Here is a 15,678-nt window from a genome sequence, read left to right on the forward strand (position 1 = left end):
GTCAAATTCTGGACATTAGTCTTGACAGAAATACATATGTTCAATACCGGTCAAGCAACCGAACAGCATGCGATATGGGAGGAATACACGGTATGGCGTCCAATGTGTCGTTGACGGGCCTTGCCCGCGATCTCGATGAACGAGCCAAGTCCGGCAAGCCTATTCGCATCGGCCTGATCGGCTCCGGCGAAATGGGCACCGACATCGTCACCCGCGTCGCCCATATGTCCRGCATCGAGATCGGCGCCATCTCCGAATTGAACCTTCCCGCGGCCAGCAAGGCCGTCGATATCGCTTTCCAGGAAACCGGACACGCGCGGGAAGTGTCGAGCGCCTCGGCAATGACCTCGGCCATGGAGGCCGGCAAGATCGCCGTCACCAACGACTCCAGCCTGATCATCGGCAACGACCTGATCGACGTGGTCATCGACGCGACCGGCGTTCCAGCCGTCGGCGCAGAGATCGGCCTGCGGGCCATGGAGCACGGTAAACACCTGGTGATGATGAATGTCGAAGCCGACGTCACCATCGGGGCCTATCTCAAGAGCGAAGCCGACCGCCTCGGCGTCACCTATTCGCTAGGCGCCGGCGACGAGCCGTCTTCCYGCATGGAGCTGATCGAGTTCGTCTCCGCCATGGGCCACCCGATCGTTGCCGCCGGCAAGGGCAAGAACAACCCGCTCAACATCGACGCCACGCCWCCGGACTATGAGGAGGAGGCGAAGCGCCGGCATATGAATGTGCGCATGCTGGTCGAATTCGTCGAYGGTTCGAAGACCATGGTCGAGATGGCGGCGATCGCCAACGCGACCGGACTGGTTCCCGACAAGCCCGGCATGCACGGCCCGTCCGCGACGCTGGGCGAATTGTCCAAGGTGCTGGTGCCGCAGAAGGATGGTGGYGTGCTGTCGAAGGTCGGCGTCGTCGACTATTCGATCGGCAAGGGCGTGGCGCCGGGCGTCTTCGTCGTCGCCGACATGTCGCATCCGCGCATTTCGGAGCGCATGGAAGACCTGAAGATGGGCAAGGGCCCGTATTTCACCTTCCATCGCCCCTATCATCTGACCTCGCTGGAAGTGCCGCTGACCTGCGCTCGCGTCGTGCTCTACGGCAAGGCCGACATGGTGCCGCTGGCGAAGCCCGTGGCCGAGGTCTGCGCGGTCGCCAAGAAGGATCTGAAGCCGGGCGACAAGCTCGATGCCATCGGCGAATATTGCTATCGCGCCTGGATCATGACGGCGCCGGAAGCCCATGCGACGCGGGCCATCCCCTGCGGCCTGCTGCAGGGCGGATCCGTCACGGCGCTCATCAAGAARGGCGAGCTCATCACCTATGCCAACGCGGCGCCGGCGCCGGGCTCGAAGATCGCCGAGCTGCGCGCCCGACAGGACAAGCTCGTTTACGGCGCTGTGGAGGCGTGATCATGGCCGGAGCCAGCAAAGCCGTCGTGGATAGCCGGGCCAACCTGCCTTTCGTCTATCGCCAGTACAGTCCGGAGCAGCTCAGGCAGGTGCTTCACAAGATGTACCTCATCCGCCGCTTCGAAGAGGGCGCGGAAGAGTGCTACATGCGCGGCCTCATCCATGGCACCATGCATTTGTCGATCGGCCAGGAAGCCAGCGCCATGGGCATCTGCATGCCGCTCGCCGAGGATGACCAGATCACCTCGACGCATCGCGGCCATGGCCATTGCATCGCCAAGGGCGCCGAGGTCAGCCGCATGTTCGCGGAGTTCTTCGGCAAGACCACGGGCTACTGCAAGGGCCGCGGCGGCTCCATGCACATCGCCGATGTCGCCAAGGGCAATCTCGGCGCCAACGGCATCGTCGCCGGCGGCATTCCGATCGCGGTGGGTGCTGCGCTTTCGTCCAAGAGGATGAAGACCGGCAAGGTCGTGGTCTCCTTCTTCGGCGATGGCGCCAACAATGAAGGCGCTTTCCACGAGGCGCTGAACATGGCGGCGATCTGGAAGCTGCCGGTGATCTTCGTGTGCGAGAACAACGGCTACGGCATGTCGACCTCGACGGCGCGTTCGACCGCGGTGAAGAACATCGCCGAGCGGGCGGCCGCCTATTCGATGCCCGGCGTCATCGTCAACGGCAACATCTTCTCCGAGGTCGCCGAGGCATCCTTCAAGGCGGTCGAGCGGGCGCGCGCGGGCGAGGGGCCGACGCTGATCGAATCCAAGACCTACCGTCATCGCGGCCATTCCAAGAGCGACCGCAACCGCTACCGCACCAAGGAAGAGATCGAGGATTGGATGGCGAACCGCGATCCGATCACGCTGTTTGAGACCGAGCTGCGCGATTTCGGCTTCATCGACGACCAGGGCATCCAGGCCATCCGCGACGCAGTCGCCAAGGAGATCGCCGACGGCATCGAGTTCGCCAAGGCGAGCCCGGCGCCGGAGATCGCCACCCTTTCGAACTATGTTTACACGGAGCAAGCGTGATGGACGCCGCGGTGCGTGAACTGAGCTACGCCCAGGCGATCCAGGAAGCCATGGCGATCGCCATGGACATGGACGAGCGCGTCTTCCTGATGGGCGAGGATATCGGCGTCTATGGCGGCGCCTTCCAGGTGACCGGCGATCTTGTCGAACGCTACGGCACCGACCGGGTCATCGACACGCCGATCTCCGAACTGGGCGGCGCCGGCGTCGCGGTGGGCGCGGCYGTCACCGGCATGCGGCCGATCTTCGAATTCCAGTTCTCGGATTTMGCCACACTCGGCATGGAGCAGATCGTCAACCAGGCGGCCAAGATGCGCTTCATGCTYGGCGGCGAGGTCTCCGTGCCGGTGGTGATGCGTTTCCCGGCCGGCTCCGGCACCGGTGCCGCCGCGCAGCACAGCCAGAGCCTGGAGGCCTGGCTCGGCCATGTGCCTGGCCTGAAGGTTATCCAGCCGGCGACGCCGCACGATGCCAAGGGCATGCTGCTGGCCGCGATCGCCGATCCGGACCCGGTCATGATCTTCGAGCACAAGCTGCTCTACAAGATGAAGGGCCATGTGCCCGAGGGCCACTACACCGTTCCGATCGGCAAGGCCGAGATCCGCCGCGAGGGCCGCGACCTCACCATCGTCGCCACGTCGATCATGGTGCAGAAGGCGCTCGATGCTGCGGCAGCACTCGAAGGCGAGGGTCTCGACATCGAAGTGGTCGACCTGCGCACGATCCGCCCGATCGACCGGCAGACCGTCATCGACAGCGTGAAGAAAACCTCGCGTTTGCTCTGCGTCTACGAAGCGGTGAAGACGCTCGGCATCGGCGCGGAAGTGAGCGCGCTCGTCGCCGAAAGCGAGGCGTTCGATTATCTCGACGCGCCGATCGTGCGCCTCGGCGGYGCCGAGACGCCGATCCCCTACAATCCGGATCTGGAAAAGGCGACGGTRCCGCAGGTTCCCGACATCATCACCGCTGCCCGCGACCTCGTGAAAGGGGTCCGCTGAGCGATGCCGACAGAAGTCATTCTTCCCAAGGTCGACATGGACATGGCGACCGGACAGATCTCGCGCTGGTTTGCCGAGGAGGGCGCTCACGTCAAGAAGGGCGACGTGCTCTTCGAGATCGAGACCGACAAGGCGGCGATGGAGATCGACGCGCCGGCCAGCGGCACGCTGCGCAACGTCACCGGCAAGGAGCGCGTCGATATTCCCGTCGGTGAGYCCGTCGCCTGGATCTATGYCGACGACGAGGTTTATGAGGCCAAGCAGGGTGAGGCGCCAATCTCCCCCCTCGTGGGGGAGATGTCGGCGAAGCCGACAGAGGGGGGCGCTGTCCCGCTACCCACTCATTCTGTCGCGCCCCCCTCTGGCCTGCCGGCCATCTCCCCCACAGGGGGGGAGATCAGCCAATCGCAGGGGCCTGCCCGAGCCACGCCGCTGGCTCGACGCTTGGCCCGTGAGGCAAATCTAGACCTTTCGGCTATAGCAGGCAGCGGTCCGCGCGGCCRCGTCGTGCGCGCCGACGTCGAAGCCGCAGTCGCCGCGAAAGGCGCGGCCACTCCTGTTCAGCCGGCCGCCGAGATTCCGGTCGAAGTCCCGTCCGCTCCGGCGCCCGCGCCGAAACCGATGTCGGACGATCAGGTGCTGAAGCTGTTTGCCGAAGGCTCCTACGAGCTCGTGCCGCACGACAACATGCGCAAGACCATCGCGCGCCGCCTGGTCGAGGCCAAGTCCACCATCCCGCATTTCTATCTGACGCTGGATTGCGAGCTCGATGCGCTCTTGGCGCTGCGTACGCAGCTCAATGCCGCGGCCCCTATGAGGAAGACCGACAAGGGCGAGGTTCCCGCCTACAAGCTGTCCGTCAACGATATGGTCATCAAGGCGATGGCCATGGCGCTGATGGCGGTGCCGGATGCCAATGCGTCGTGGACCGAAAACGCCATGGTCAAGCACAAGCATGCCGATGTCGGCGTTGCCGTCTCGATCCCCGGCGGCCTGATCACGCCGATCATCCGGCGTGCGGATGAAAAGACGCTGTCGGTGATCTCCAACGAGATGAAGGACCTGGCGAGCCGCGCCAGGAGCCGCAAGCTGAAGCCCGAAGAATATCAGGGCGGCACGACGGCGGTGTCCAATCTGGGCATGTTCGGCATCAAGGACTTTGCCGCCGTCATCAACCCGCCGCATGCGACGATCCTGGCGGTCGGCGCGGGCGAAGAGCGGGCTGTGGTGAAGAAGGGCGAGATCAAGGTGGCAACGGTGATGTCGGTGACACTCTCGACCGACCATCGCGCCGTCGACGGCGCGCTCGGCGCGGAACTGCTCGGCGCCTTCAAGCGCATGATCGAAAACCCGATGAGCATGCTGGTGTAAGCCACTCCCTGCAGGGCCTTGATCTTGTACCGCAGGCCCTCCGATCACCGACTTGTCAGGACGGCAGCTCACGCGAATCCCGGCAAGTGCTTGAAGCCGCCGCTATTTCGTTCCACATCGGAGCGCAATGAACGGCAAGATGCGGGAATGGTTTCGGAATTGGCGGTGGGCCTTGGCCRCATCGCTGTTCCTGCATGTCCTGATCGCGGCGTTCCTGTTCTTCGGCTTGCCCAGACCCGAGCAGCAGCCGGATCAGCAGGAACAGCCGGTCAACGTCGCGATCGTGCCGCCGCCCGATCAACCCAAGCCGAAGCCTGCTCCAAAGCCGCCGGAGCCCAAGCCTGAAAAGAAGGCCGAAAAGCCGCCTGAGCAGGCCGAGCAAAAGCCACCACCGCCGCAGCCGCCGAAACCGCAAGACATCCCGGTTCTGAAGCGCGTTTTCCAATATGGCGAAAAGGATACCGGCCCGGAGAAATCTCTCAACGGAGGCAGCGCTCCGGCCAAYGCGCCGTCGCCGGCCCAAAATGAACCAGCAAAACCGCCTGTCGCACCGAAGCCGGCGCCCAACCCGCCAGCTCCTGCAACGCCCGAGCAGCAGGCCGACTCCAGCAAGGCCCCAGAGAAGCCGGCAACTGCCGCGCCGGATGAAAAACCCGCGCAAGGCGAMGAGAAGCAGCCGACCGAGGACACTGACAAGCAGCAGCCCGACAAACAACAGGCAGCGCCACAAACCACCGAAGAACAGCCGGCCGCGCCACCGAAGCCATTGACGGCCGAGGCGGGCGAAAAGCCCGCGCCTCCATCCTCAACCGAAAAGGCAAAGCCTAAACCCTCCAAGGCGATCAAGTTCAAATCCGCAAGGGCTTTGAGAGCGCCAAGCGGGAACCCGGGAAGGTCGAATTCCGCCGACAGCGCGGCTGCGGGAGCGCCGATCTATTCCGGCCTGCCCGGCGTCAGGAAGCTTTACTCGCCGGGTGCGACCGGCAATATGCAGGCTACGAGCTCGATGGAGAACGTGCCGCGCGACCAGCGCGTTGCCAATCTTTGCGCCAACGTCCTGAATCAGGAATYGCAAAGCGCCGACTATTCGCCGAAATGGCTGCCGACCATTCCCCTGAAGCAAGGCAATGTTCTCAACCCTCCGCAGGCTGCCTTCAGCACGACAACCCAATGGTACGATCTGAGCTTCCGCTGCGAGGTCGATGCCGATGCGACGAGGGTCCTGTCCTTCAACTTCCGCGTGGGGGGATTGGTCCCGCCCGGTGACTGGACTCGCCGTCGCTTCCCCAGCCTCCGCTAACTCAGGYCGGTACGCCAAGCCCCGCCAATTGCCGGCCCACTTCGTGCCAATCGGCGCAGACGAAGTCGGCGCCGGCCGCTTTCAACCGCGCTCTGTGCTCGGGATAGGTGTGCCCGCCGCCTGTATAGCCGATCGCGATCAWGCCGGCCGCGACCGCGCCCTGGACGCCGAACGGCGAATCCTCGACCACGATGCAGTCAGCCGGTTTCGCGCCCATCTTCTCGGCGGCGTAAAGGAAGATGTCGGGCGCCGGCTTGCCGTTCTTCACCATCGAGGAGGAGAAGATCGCGTCGCCGAAGAAGCGCGACAGTCCGGTCACCGACAGGCTGTGGTTGATGCGTTCGACCGACGACGATGAGGCGACGCAACGGTCTCCGGCAAGCGTGCTCAGGAACGGCGCGATCCCTGGCGTCGGCTTCAACTCCTCGGAGAAGAGCAGCTTGGTCTCGGCCCAGATGTCGCCGTCGGCCGCCGGAGGGAACTGGTGGCCGGTCAGTTCCTTGATTTTGACGATGATGTCGGACTGCTTCATGCCGATGCATTGGGCGATGATGCCGCCATGGACACCGGGCATGCCGTGTTTCTCATAGACGCGCTCATAGGCCTTGGCGGCCAGCGGCTCGCTGTCGACGAGAACGCCGTCGCAATCGAAAATCATCAATCTAGGTTGCGCCACGCGCGTCTCCCGGCTCCTGTGCCAATGCGCACATCGCTATCGATAAAAAGTCAGATGTTCAAGGCGGCCAACCGTCAAAGCTGGCGCAGCGCCTCGCTGACCGGCGAGGATCCGAGCGCGCGCTGCATGGCCTGGCGCGACTGGGCGCGGTCGGGCGTGATCCAATCGGGCTCCGCGCCGAGGAAGCGGTCGAGGAAGGCCACGGCATAGGCGGGCATTTCCGTCGCGTTCTCGCGATAGGACCACCAGGTGCGCAAGTCGTCGGCGCATTTGTCGATGCTGGGCGCCGTGCCGAACTCCTGCTCGTGCACGGCCAGGATCGCCGACACGCAATAGTTGGTATAGAGAAATCCCTCCGGCCAGAAGCGCACGATTTCCGCCGTGCCGGCATTGGCTTCGGTCTCGATCATTTCGGTGAGACCTGAGACCTCCCGCGCCGGCGCCTGCCGGATCAGCTCGCGCAGCACCAGCCCGGCGGCGAAGACAATGAAGTCCGCGCGATCGACCGCAGCGAATCGCTTCTGCGCTTCCATGACTTCGATCCAGTCGAGAAAGGCGCGCGTCAGCTTGGCCTCGTCGATCTCRAAACGAACGCCGAAGGTTTCCGACACCACCTTCGCGCTGCTGCGGAAAGTGGCGCGAAACCAGCGCAGTTGCCGCAGCCGGTGACGAAGGTCCGGCATAAGCGCGAGTTCGTGCCTGAAAGGCAGATCCATGTCTCATATCCCGTTTGACGATAGGCTAGCACAGGGCCGCCAATGCCGAAATCGGCCAGCCGGCTGTGGAGCGTTATGGCGGCTAATATAATACATGTTGACATTCGAGGAAACAAATGTTCTCACTTTCGGGTCGTCTCGGCTCCGTTCAATATGTGCCGGAGAAAGCGACTCGGGAGGAAACCGAAATGGCGATCTGGCAGTGGGCGCTGCTTCTGCTGTTTGTTGTCTGGGCGCTGCAATCGCTCGGTGTCTGGCTGCAGATGCGGCATTATTCGGACGTCTTCAAAGGTGTCACGGCTCAGTACAAGGACGGCTTCGTCGGGGCGGRCAATTTCCGCGGACGGCTCGCCAAGGGCACGATTGCGCTGATCGTCGTGACGCCGGATCTCGTCGTGCGCCGCATGATGGTCATGAGTGGCCGTTCGGTGCTGACTAAGTTCAAGCGACATGAAGAATTCGAGGGCATCCCCCTCGATCGACTCCGGTCCAACCCTGCGATCATGGGGGAGGGGGAACCCGGTGTGGCYGAGGCCGTGAAACGGGCGATCGAGCAAATCGACCGCGCGCGGTCGGAGCCGGGGAAGAAGCCGGGCCTGTCCGGCTTGAACGTARCAAGGGCTTAAACGACACCGGCGGCCGGCTGGGAATGACCGGCAGGGGTCATAAGGAGGAGAAATGTCTGTAATTACATTATTGGCGCAGCATGCCGACCTGGCGGTGCATAACCTGCATGTCGCAGGCACCATGGTCTCGGATGCTGCCTGGCACGGCAAGCTCGGCGTCGAGCATGCCACCGATCATCTCGTGATCCTGGCGCAGGCCACGACCGACAACGCGCCGGTCACCGCCGATCAGCTCAAGGAACAGCTGAAGAACGTGCAGCAGGAAGAGCAGCTCGGCTGGCTGACCGCGATCGGCAAATACTTCATCGGCATCTTCCAGAAGGGCGGCGAAGTGTTCGCCGGCTTCGTCACCGGCATCATTCCGACCCTGGTCGTGCTGATGACCGCCTTCTACGCCGTCACCGAGCTGGTCGGCGAGGAGCGCGTCCACGGCCTGGCACGCGGCGCCGGCCGCATCGCGCTGACCCGCTATACGGTGCTGCCGGTCCTGTCGGTGTTCTTCCTCACCAACCCGATGGCCTACACCTTCGGCTCCTTCCTGGAAGAAAAGCACAAGCCCGCCTTCTACGACGCGGCAGTGTCTTACGTGCATCCGCCGCTCGGCCTCTTCCCGCACATCAATCCCGGCGAGTATTTCGTCTGGGGCGGCATGCTGGTCGCGCTGCTCGACCTCGAGAAGCGGGGCGTCATCGCCAACGGCTATCACGTCAAGGTGGCGATCTGGTACGCCATCGTCGGCCTCGTCGTCATCCTTCTGAAGGGCATCCTGACCGAGYGCATCACGGCCATCATGGCACGCCGCCAGGGCGTCGAGCTCTAAGGGCGGGAGGACACCCATGGCCAAGACATACAAGGCAGTAAAGATCTCGAAGGGCTCCACCGGTTGGGGTGGCCCTCTGGTCATCGAGCCGACCGATCAGCGCAACAAGGTCGTGTCGGTGACCGGCGGCGGCATTCATCCGGTGGCGCAGCTCATCGCCGACATGACCGGCGCCCAGGCCGTCGACGGCTTCAAGTCGCCGCCGATCGAAAGCGAGATGGCGGTCGTCGTAGTCGACTGCGGCGGCACGGYGCGCTGCGGCGTCTATCCGCGCAAGCGTATCCCGACCGTCAATCTGACGCCGGTCGGCCAGGCGGGTCCGCTCGCCCAGTTCATCACGGAAGACATCTACGTTTCGGGCGTGAAGCCGGCCAACGTCACAATGGCGGACGGATCCGAAGCGGTCACCACTGCGGGGGGAGCAGCAACGATGAGTTCAAGCAACAACACCACTGCCAGGGCGGCCGAGCCGCTGCCCAGCGAAGGCGGGCTTATCGGCCTGATCAGCTCCATCGGCCGCGTCATGGGCCGCGTGGTCGGCATCTTCTTCAACTCCGGCCGCCGCACCATCGACCAGGTCGTCCGCAACGTGCTGCCCTTCATGGCCTTCGTGACCATGCTGATCGGCCTGATCCTCTATACCGGTATCGGTGACGTGCTGGCGCAGCCGATGGGTCCGCTGGCCAACAACATCGTCGGCCTGCTGGTCATCTCGGCCATCTGCGGCCTGCCGTTCCTGTCGCCCATCCTGGGACCGGGCGCGGTCATTGCGCAGGTCATCGGCGTCGCCATCATCGGCCCGCAGATCGCCAACGGCACCATCTCGCCCGCAATGGCGCTGCCGGCGCTGTTTGCCTACAATACCCAGGTGGGCTGCGATTTCGTCCCCGTCGGTCTGGCGCTCGGTGAGGCCAAGCCGAAGACGATTGAAATCGGTGTGCCGGCGGTGCTCATCAGCCGCCAGATCATGGGCCCGGTCTCCGTGCTGATCGCATGGGTCGTCTCCCTGATCGTGTTCTAAATCACTGGTAAAAAACGAGGTTCGCCACATGTCGGTTCTTCTCAAGACACGGGTCACAGCCATCGGACCCGAAGTGGCGGACCTCGCCGAGGGCGGCGTGGTCATCCTGTTCGCGGATGGCTCGCCTCCCGAACTGGCCGAGGTCTCCGTGCTGCACAAGACGGAGGAAGGCCCGAGCGACAACGGGCCAGCGAAAGRCGCGTCGATCACGCTCGGACCGGTTTCGGCTGTTATAACGGCGGTCGGCGACACGGCCTGGAGTAAGGTCCGCGAGATGGGCCATGTCGTGATCTCCTTCAACGGAGCGACAGAGGCCGAAAGGCCGGGCGAGGTTTGCGCATCCGAGGTCGATACCGGAGCGCTCGTGGCGGCCCTGACCCCAGGCGCTGTCATCACCATCGCCGCCTGATAATGTCCGCGCTGTCTGTCGATAGCGCCCAAWCCTAGAGTATTGCCATGGAACGCTCGACCATCGTCAGAGTGCACGAAGGTTTGCACGCCCGTCCCGCCACGCGGTTCGTGAAACTAGCCAAGGGTTTCGAATCCGATGTCGAGCTGGTCAAGGACGGCAAGGCGGTCAGCGCCAAGAGCTCGGTCAAGCTGATGCTCCTGGCAGTCAAGGAAAACCAGGAAGTCACCGTGCGCGCCAACGGCGCCGACGCGATCGAAGCGATCGAGGCGCTGATCGGCTATCTGGAGAACCCGCGTGCCGGCCTCGACGACGAGAGCGAGGCGGGTGAGGGTGGCCCGGAAGCCGCAGTTGCGACGCCCGCTTCCGGGACCGCGCCGCCTGCCGCCGCGGCGGTGGATGGCCCCCCGAAACTTCAAGGCGTCGCCGCCAGCGAGGGTGTGGCGATCGGGCCGGCCTTCGCCCATTTCCCGCCGGAGATCGAGGGACCGGGCAGGCGCCTGCAGGGCGATGAGATCGAAGGTGAGCTCGAGCGCTTCCGCGGCGCCGTCGCCAGCGTCCAGGCGCGCATGGATCGCACGCTTGCCGAGAACAATCTCYCCGCCGGCGACCGTGGCATCGTTGCGGCACTGCGCGACATCGCCGCCGACGACAGCCTGACCGGCGAGGTCGAAAGGCTGATCAAAGGCGGTGACGACGCGGTCTCGGCGGTCATCGCGGCGTCGGCCACCATCGCCGCCGATTTCAGCGCCGTCGACGATCACTATCTCAACGCCCGCGCCGACGACGTCCATGCCGTCGGCCGGCAGATTTGCCTGGTGCTGCTCGGCCAGGACGAGGTCAGCCTGGAAACCATACCGCAAGGCGCGATCCTGATCGCCGACGACATCGGCGCCTGGGACCTTGCGCGCGCCCCGCTAAAGCGCATCGGCGGCGTGGTCTGCGGCCATGGCGGCGCCACCTCGCACATCGCCATCATCGCCCGCTCGCACGGCATCCCGGCCGTGCTGGGTCTGGGAGATAAGATCAACGCGTTGCGGACGGCCAAGGAGGTCGCCATCGACGGCAATGCGGGACACGTTCTCGTGGACCCTGACGAGGCCGCGCGCACCGATTTCAACAAGCGTGTCGAAGCCGCGGCGCAGGAGCGCGCCGGGCTGAAAGTGTTCAAGGGCGTGACGCCCACCCGCGCCGACGGCACGGTGATCGAGGTCGCGGCCAATATCGGCTCGCTGGAGGAGATCGAGGCGGCGCAGGAAGCCGGCGCCATGGGCGTCGGCCTGTTCCGCACCGAACTGCTCTTCATGCGCCACATGCACCTGCCGTCGGAGGACATGCAGGCCRAGACCTACAGCGCGCTGGCCAAGGCTTTCGCACCGCATTCGGTCATCGTGCGCACGCTCGACATTGGCGGCGACAAGCCGATYGCCGGCATCGAATTCCCCGACGAGGAAAATCCTTTCCTCGGCTGGCGCGGCATCCGCATGTGCCTGGATCGTCCCGACATCTTCAAGCGCCAGCTGCGGGCGCTGCTCAGGGCCGCCGTGCACGGCAACATCAAGGTGATGCTGCCGATGGTTTCGGAGATCGCCGAGGTCACGCGCACCCGCGCGCTGGTCGACGAATGCGCGGTTGAATTGAAGGCGGAGGGCGTGCCGTATGCGAGCTTCGAACTCGGCGTGATGATCGAGACGCCCGCCGCCGTTCTGATCGCGCCGGCTTTGGCAAAGGAGGTGGCGTTCTTCTCGATCGGCACCAACGACCTGACCCAGTACATCATGGCCGCCGACYGCCTCAACCCGACGGTCGCCAAGCTCAACGACGTCACCAATCYGGCGGTGATGTCGGCGATCGAGCTGACCGCCAAGGCGGGTGTCGCCGCCGGCATCATGGTGGGCATGTGCGGCGAGGCCGCCGGCCGGCCGGACCTGATCCCAACCTTCGTGAAGATGGGCCTGACCGAGCTCAGCATGAGCCCGGCCTCGATCCAGCGCGCCAAGAAGACCATCGCGGCCATGGCGGCCGAGCGATAGCGGATCCCACGCGGCGGTTACGTCAGATGCGCGAGCAGCGTGGCGAGAACCGGTGTCAACTCCTGGACCGCATTCGCATGGGCACAGGCCTGCCTGATGCGATCTTCCCGCACTTCGGCCGCCAGCACGGCGATCTCGAGAATATCGGGCTCGGGCGTGCCGTGCGCCTTGGTCGCCAGTCCGCAGGCAAGCACCACGGGCGCAAGGCACCTGATGTCGAGAGACCGGTCGCCGGCGATCGCCGGGCCTGTCCCGATCTCGCCAGGCTGGACCGGACGATGGTTGAGGCATTCGACGAGGAGAGCCGCGCAGGCCGCCGCGACCTGGTCGGTGGATGCCGCGTCCGCCGTCGCGGCAGCCAGAAGATTCGCGTGGCGCTTGCGCATCGCGACATGCACGGCGGAAAAACTCGCCTCATGGACACGGGGATTGTCGATGCCGTAGCCGGCGAGAACCGCCCGGGTCAGGTAATACATATCACGCCTGAACTGACGTTCGCCGCCGATCTGCCGGTCCTCGTCGCCTTGCGGGAAATAGGCCCGCAGGCTTTTCACGGTCGTGCCGTCGACCTTGAGCGGCCGGGAATGCGGAACGAAGGATTCGGCGATCGTCAGCGCCTCGTCGACAGCGCTCGCGGCATGGCCGAGCAGGCTGYGGCCCGGAAAGGGCGGCAAATTGCCGGCGATGTCGTGCGAGGTATCACCGGCGCTGTCGTGACGGCCTTGGCGGATCGCGTCGCGCAGTTCCCGAAGCCGATCCTTCAGGTTGGCGCGGACATCCTCGGAGATTTGTCGCAGCATCGCCAATTGCCTCGAAATGCTGAAGCCGCTCACGGCTTGGGGCGCCAGTCGCCCTCTCTAGATTGTTCGTCTCGATTGGTAGATCAATAGACGATATTTAACCAGCATGCAGAATCGGCGGGACGGTGTCGTCGCCGGAGTTGGAGGGGAACTTGGGCAGGCGACGGCAGGGCGAACCAGAAAACGGCAGGGCGGCTGGCGAGGCATCCGAGCAGGTCGTCAGCGAAAGCCGGACCGACCGCCTCAGGATCCGCGCCGCCTGGATGTATTTCGTCGAACAGATGACGCAAAACGAGATCGCCGACGTGCTCGGCGTCGGCCGCGTCACCATCGTGCGCATGCTGGCCGAGGCAAGGGCGCGCAACGAGGTGAAGATCACCATCGAGAGCGAGCTTTTGGAGATCGTGCGGCTGGAGCGCGCGCTCGAACGGACCTTCGGTCTGCAGCAGGCGCTGGTGGCGCCGCTCACCGACCCCAAGGCCGATCCGATCCCGGCGATCGCCGCCAAGACCGGCATGTTCCTGTCCGACGCGATGAAATCCGGCATGCGGGTCGGCGTCGGCTGGGGCGTGACACTGTTCAACACCTTGCCCTTCATCAGCGCCAAGTCGCTCACCGATTTCAGCGTGATCTCGCTGCTTGGCGGCGTCGGCGTCGCACGCCGGGTCAATCCGGCCGAGTTCGCCTGGCGCTTCGCCCAGATCTTCCAGGGCGACGGCTATCTGATGCCGACGCCGGCCGTCGTCGACAGCGTCGAGACCAAGATCGCGCTGGTGGAACGCTGCGGCCTGCAGGAGATTTTTGCAATGGCCGACGCGCTCGATGCGGTCCTGCTGAGCGTCGGCGGCATCGCTTCGGCTACCACCTTCTCGCGCGGCGGCTTCCTCAAGGAAGCGGACCGCGAGGCCCTGCTGGCGCGCGGCGCCGTCGGCGACCTTCTGTTCCATTTCTACGACCGCAAGGGCGATCTGGTCGACCATCCCGTCAACAGCCACGTGATGTCGGTGGATGTCGACCGCCTGCGCAAGGCGCCGATCCGCATCCTCACCTCCGGCGGCGAGGAGAAGACCGATGCATTGCTCGGCGCCATGCACCTGATCGCGCCGACCATCCTGATCACCGACGAGGAAAGCGCGCGCCGGATGCTGGCTGCGCATGGTAGTTAAGCGGCGGGAATAAGCTCGCCTGGCACGTTCGTGCCGCCTTCGTGGGGGATTTCAAGGATTTAAATGGTCGGAGTGGCCGGATTCGAACCGACGACCCCTTGACCCCCAGTCAAGTGCGCTACCGGGCTGCGCTACACTCCGGACCGGGTGGCGATGTATCGTGATAACCCCGTGCGGGTCAACCGAATTCGGTATCTATCGCGCAGGTGAAATCRCAAGGAGGGATTAGGGCCTCGCCAGCCRCAATTCCTTCTGGTGCCGGTACTCCAGCGCGATCGCGCCCCAGACCAGGCCGAGCAGCAGATAGAGATGGCGCCAGTGGTCGATGTCGATGAAGGTGCCGAGGCCGATATTGCCGAGATAGGCGACATAGGCGCACAGAAGATAAGGCTGCCATGGYCGGTCGCGCAAAAGGATGCGGAAGCCGGCGCCGATCGTCCATAAGGTCAGCGTCAGGAACGACACGAAACCCAGCCAGCCGTAATCCATCAGCGCCTTCAGCCAGATGTCGTGCGTATCCTCGCCATAGATCGTGCCGAACACCAGCGGGCCGATACCGAGCGGATGCTCCATCGCAAGCTGGAAGCCGATCGTGTAGCGAGCGAATCGGCCCAGCCGCGCCGAATCGTAGCTCTGCTCGAGCTGCGCGCGCTGCGTGAACATGTCCGACACGCCGGGCAGTTGCAGGATGATCAGGAAAGCGATGACCAGCAGCGCCACGGCCGCGATCGTCATCACCACCACCCGCAGCCGGAACTTGCCGCTGGCGCTCTGCAGGAACAGGCACGCGGTAAGCAGCACCGCCGACACCGCGAACATGCCCCAGGCGCCGCGCGAGAAAGAGAAGAAGATGCCGGCGGTGATGATGAGCAGCGGCACCGCTAGAAGCGGCATGCGCGACACCGGGCCGGTGAGCAGCAGGTAGAGCAGGTAGGTGCCGGGCAGCACGAGGAATGGCCCGAACACGTTCGGGTCCTGGAAGGCGCCGGCTGCGCGGTCGTATTTGGTGAACATCTCCGCGCCGGGAAAGGCGTGGAAATAGCCGGCGATGYCGAGCAGCGAGGTCGCCACCGCCGACAAGACATAGGCAATGAAGATCAGCCGGTAGAGGCTGGGCTGGACCGAGGTCACGGAGGCGAAGAACACCGCGCTGAAGGCGAGGAACAGCGAGACGGCGAGGTAGAGCGGCGTGTTGGCGAGATCCGCCATCTGCGTCATGGCGATCATTCCGCCGATGTTCATCGCCACCAGAAGCACCAGCAAGGGCACGATCGCGCGCGAAATCCGCAG

Annotated in this window: 15 protein-coding genes and 1 tRNA gene; 11 read left to right on the top strand and 5 right to left on the bottom strand. The window is 64.5% G+C overall.

The annotated features are described in order from the left end of the window. The first annotated feature begins 92 nt into the window (after nucleotides 1–92). The 5 genes from LCM4576_RS17240 to LCM4576_RS17260 all read left to right on the top strand — a co-directional run bounded on the left by LCM4576_RS17240 (nucleotide 93) and on the right by LCM4576_RS17260 (nucleotide 6,121). Nucleotides 93–1,421 (top strand): NAD(P)H-dependent oxidoreductase, encoded by a 1,329-nt coding sequence (locus LCM4576_RS17240; protein WP_071033284.1) that lies wholly within the window; start codon nucleotides 93–95, stop codon nucleotides 1,419–1,421. Between the two features lie 2 nt (nucleotides 1,422–1,423). Next, on the top strand, nucleotides 1,424–2,452 hold the full coding sequence (locus LCM4576_RS17245) for a thiamine pyrophosphate-dependent dehydrogenase E1 component subunit alpha (protein ID WP_052467886.1): 1,029 nt from the start codon (nucleotides 1,424–1,426) through the stop codon (nucleotides 2,450–2,452). Then, the gene (locus LCM4576_RS17250) at nucleotides 2,452–3,450 is read left to right on the top strand and encodes an alpha-ketoacid dehydrogenase subunit beta (protein WP_071033285.1); all 999 of its coding nucleotides are present in this window, start codon (nucleotides 2,452–2,454) and stop codon (nucleotides 3,448–3,450) included. The genes LCM4576_RS17245 and LCM4576_RS17250 overlap by 1 nt, the downstream gene beginning before the upstream one ends. A gap of 3 nt (nucleotides 3,451–3,453) precedes the next feature. After that, nucleotides 3,454–4,821 carry a pyruvate dehydrogenase complex dihydrolipoamide acetyltransferase gene (locus LCM4576_RS17255; protein WP_071033286.1) on the top strand — a complete coding sequence of 456 codons (1,368 nt, stop codon included), beginning with the start codon at nucleotides 3,454–3,456 and terminating at the stop codon, nucleotides 4,819–4,821. A 127-nt stretch (nucleotides 4,822–4,948) separates the two neighbouring features. Next, complete coding sequence (locus LCM4576_RS17260; RefSeq protein WP_071033287.1) at nucleotides 4,949–6,121, top strand: DUF930 domain-containing protein; 1,173 nt, start codon at nucleotides 4,949–4,951, stop codon at nucleotides 6,119–6,121. Nucleotide 6,122: 1 nt separating this feature from the next. On the opposite strand, the gene LCM4576_RS17265 is transcribed toward LCM4576_RS17260, so the two are convergent. Further along, a complete protein-coding gene (locus LCM4576_RS17265) occupies nucleotides 6,123–6,797 on the bottom strand; it encodes an HAD family phosphatase (protein ID WP_071033288.1) in 675 nt (224 codons plus the stop codon). 74 nt (nucleotides 6,798–6,871) lie between these two features. Then, nucleotides 6,872–7,513 carry a hypothetical protein gene (locus LCM4576_RS17270; protein WP_071033289.1) on the bottom strand — a complete coding sequence of 214 codons (642 nt, stop codon included), beginning with the start codon at nucleotides 7,511–7,513 and terminating at the stop codon, nucleotides 6,872–6,874. A gap of 188 nt (nucleotides 7,514–7,701) precedes the next feature. Between LCM4576_RS17270 and LCM4576_RS17275 the strand changes: the two genes are divergently transcribed. Genes LCM4576_RS17275 through ptsP form a run of 5 tightly spaced genes read left to right on the top strand, consistent with a single transcriptional unit; the run spans nucleotide 7,702 to nucleotide 12,422 of the window. Further along, complete coding sequence (locus LCM4576_RS17275) at nucleotides 7,702–8,139, top strand: transcriptional regulator GutM (protein WP_071033290.1); 438 nt, start codon at nucleotides 7,702–7,704, stop codon at nucleotides 8,137–8,139. Nucleotides 8,140–8,191: 52 nt separating this feature from the next. Beyond that, nucleotides 8,192–8,959, top strand: a complete 768-nt coding sequence (locus LCM4576_RS17280) for a PTS glucitol/sorbitol transporter subunit IIC (protein WP_071033291.1) — start codon at nucleotides 8,192–8,194, stop codon at nucleotides 8,957–8,959. A 16-nt stretch (nucleotides 8,960–8,975) separates the two neighbouring features. Next, nucleotides 8,976–9,980 carry a PTS glucitol/sorbitol transporter subunit IIB gene (locus tag LCM4576_RS17285; protein ID WP_071033292.1) on the top strand — a complete coding sequence of 335 codons (1,005 nt, stop codon included), beginning with the start codon at nucleotides 8,976–8,978 and terminating at the stop codon, nucleotides 9,978–9,980. Nucleotides 9,981–10,008: 28 nt separating this feature from the next. After that, a complete protein-coding gene (locus tag LCM4576_RS17290; protein ID WP_071033293.1) occupies nucleotides 10,009–10,389 on the top strand; it encodes a PTS glucitol/sorbitol transporter subunit IIA in 381 nt (126 codons plus the stop codon). Between the two features lie 47 nt (nucleotides 10,390–10,436). Next, nucleotides 10,437–12,422 (top strand): phosphoenolpyruvate--protein phosphotransferase, encoded by a 1,986-nt coding sequence (gene ptsP, locus LCM4576_RS17295; RefSeq protein ID WP_071033294.1) that lies wholly within the window; start codon nucleotides 10,437–10,439, stop codon nucleotides 12,420–12,422. 17 nt (nucleotides 12,423–12,439) lie between these two features. Here the strand turns inward: ptsP and LCM4576_RS17300 are convergent, their stop codons facing one another. Continuing rightward, nucleotides 12,440–13,222, bottom strand: a complete 783-nt coding sequence (locus LCM4576_RS17300; RefSeq protein WP_071033312.1) for a hypothetical protein — start codon at nucleotides 13,220–13,222, stop codon at nucleotides 12,440–12,442. A 152-nt stretch (nucleotides 13,223–13,374) separates the two neighbouring features. Here LCM4576_RS17300 and LCM4576_RS17305 point away from each other — a divergent pair, with 152 nt between their 5' ends. Next, nucleotides 13,375–14,388 carry a sugar-binding transcriptional regulator gene (locus LCM4576_RS17305; protein ID WP_071033295.1) on the top strand — a complete coding sequence of 338 codons (1,014 nt, stop codon included), beginning with the start codon at nucleotides 13,375–13,377 and terminating at the stop codon, nucleotides 14,386–14,388. A 64-nt stretch (nucleotides 14,389–14,452) separates the two neighbouring features. Here LCM4576_RS17305 and LCM4576_RS17310 read toward each other — a convergent pair. Both LCM4576_RS17310 and LCM4576_RS17315 read right to left on the bottom strand, forming a co-directional pair. Beyond that, nucleotides 14,453–14,529 (bottom strand) — tRNA-Pro (locus LCM4576_RS17310). Nucleotides 14,530–14,613: 84 nt separating this feature from the next. Continuing rightward, nucleotides 14,614–15,678: O-antigen ligase (locus LCM4576_RS17315; protein WP_071033296.1), on the bottom strand; the 1,065-nt coding region annotated here is incomplete at its 5' end.

Origin of the sequence: Mesorhizobium sp. LCM 4576, from assembly GCF_001854815.1 — a bacterium.
GTDB classification, from domain to species: Bacteria; Pseudomonadota; Alphaproteobacteria; order Rhizobiales; family Rhizobiaceae; genus Mesorhizobium; species Mesorhizobium plurifarium.

Excerpts from the sequence above, each read along its gene's own strand:
- LCM4576_RS17245 (WP_052467886.1), top strand. The coding sequence starts at position 1,424 with ATGGCCGGAGCCAGCAAAGCCGTCGTGGATAGCCGGGCCAACCTGCCT.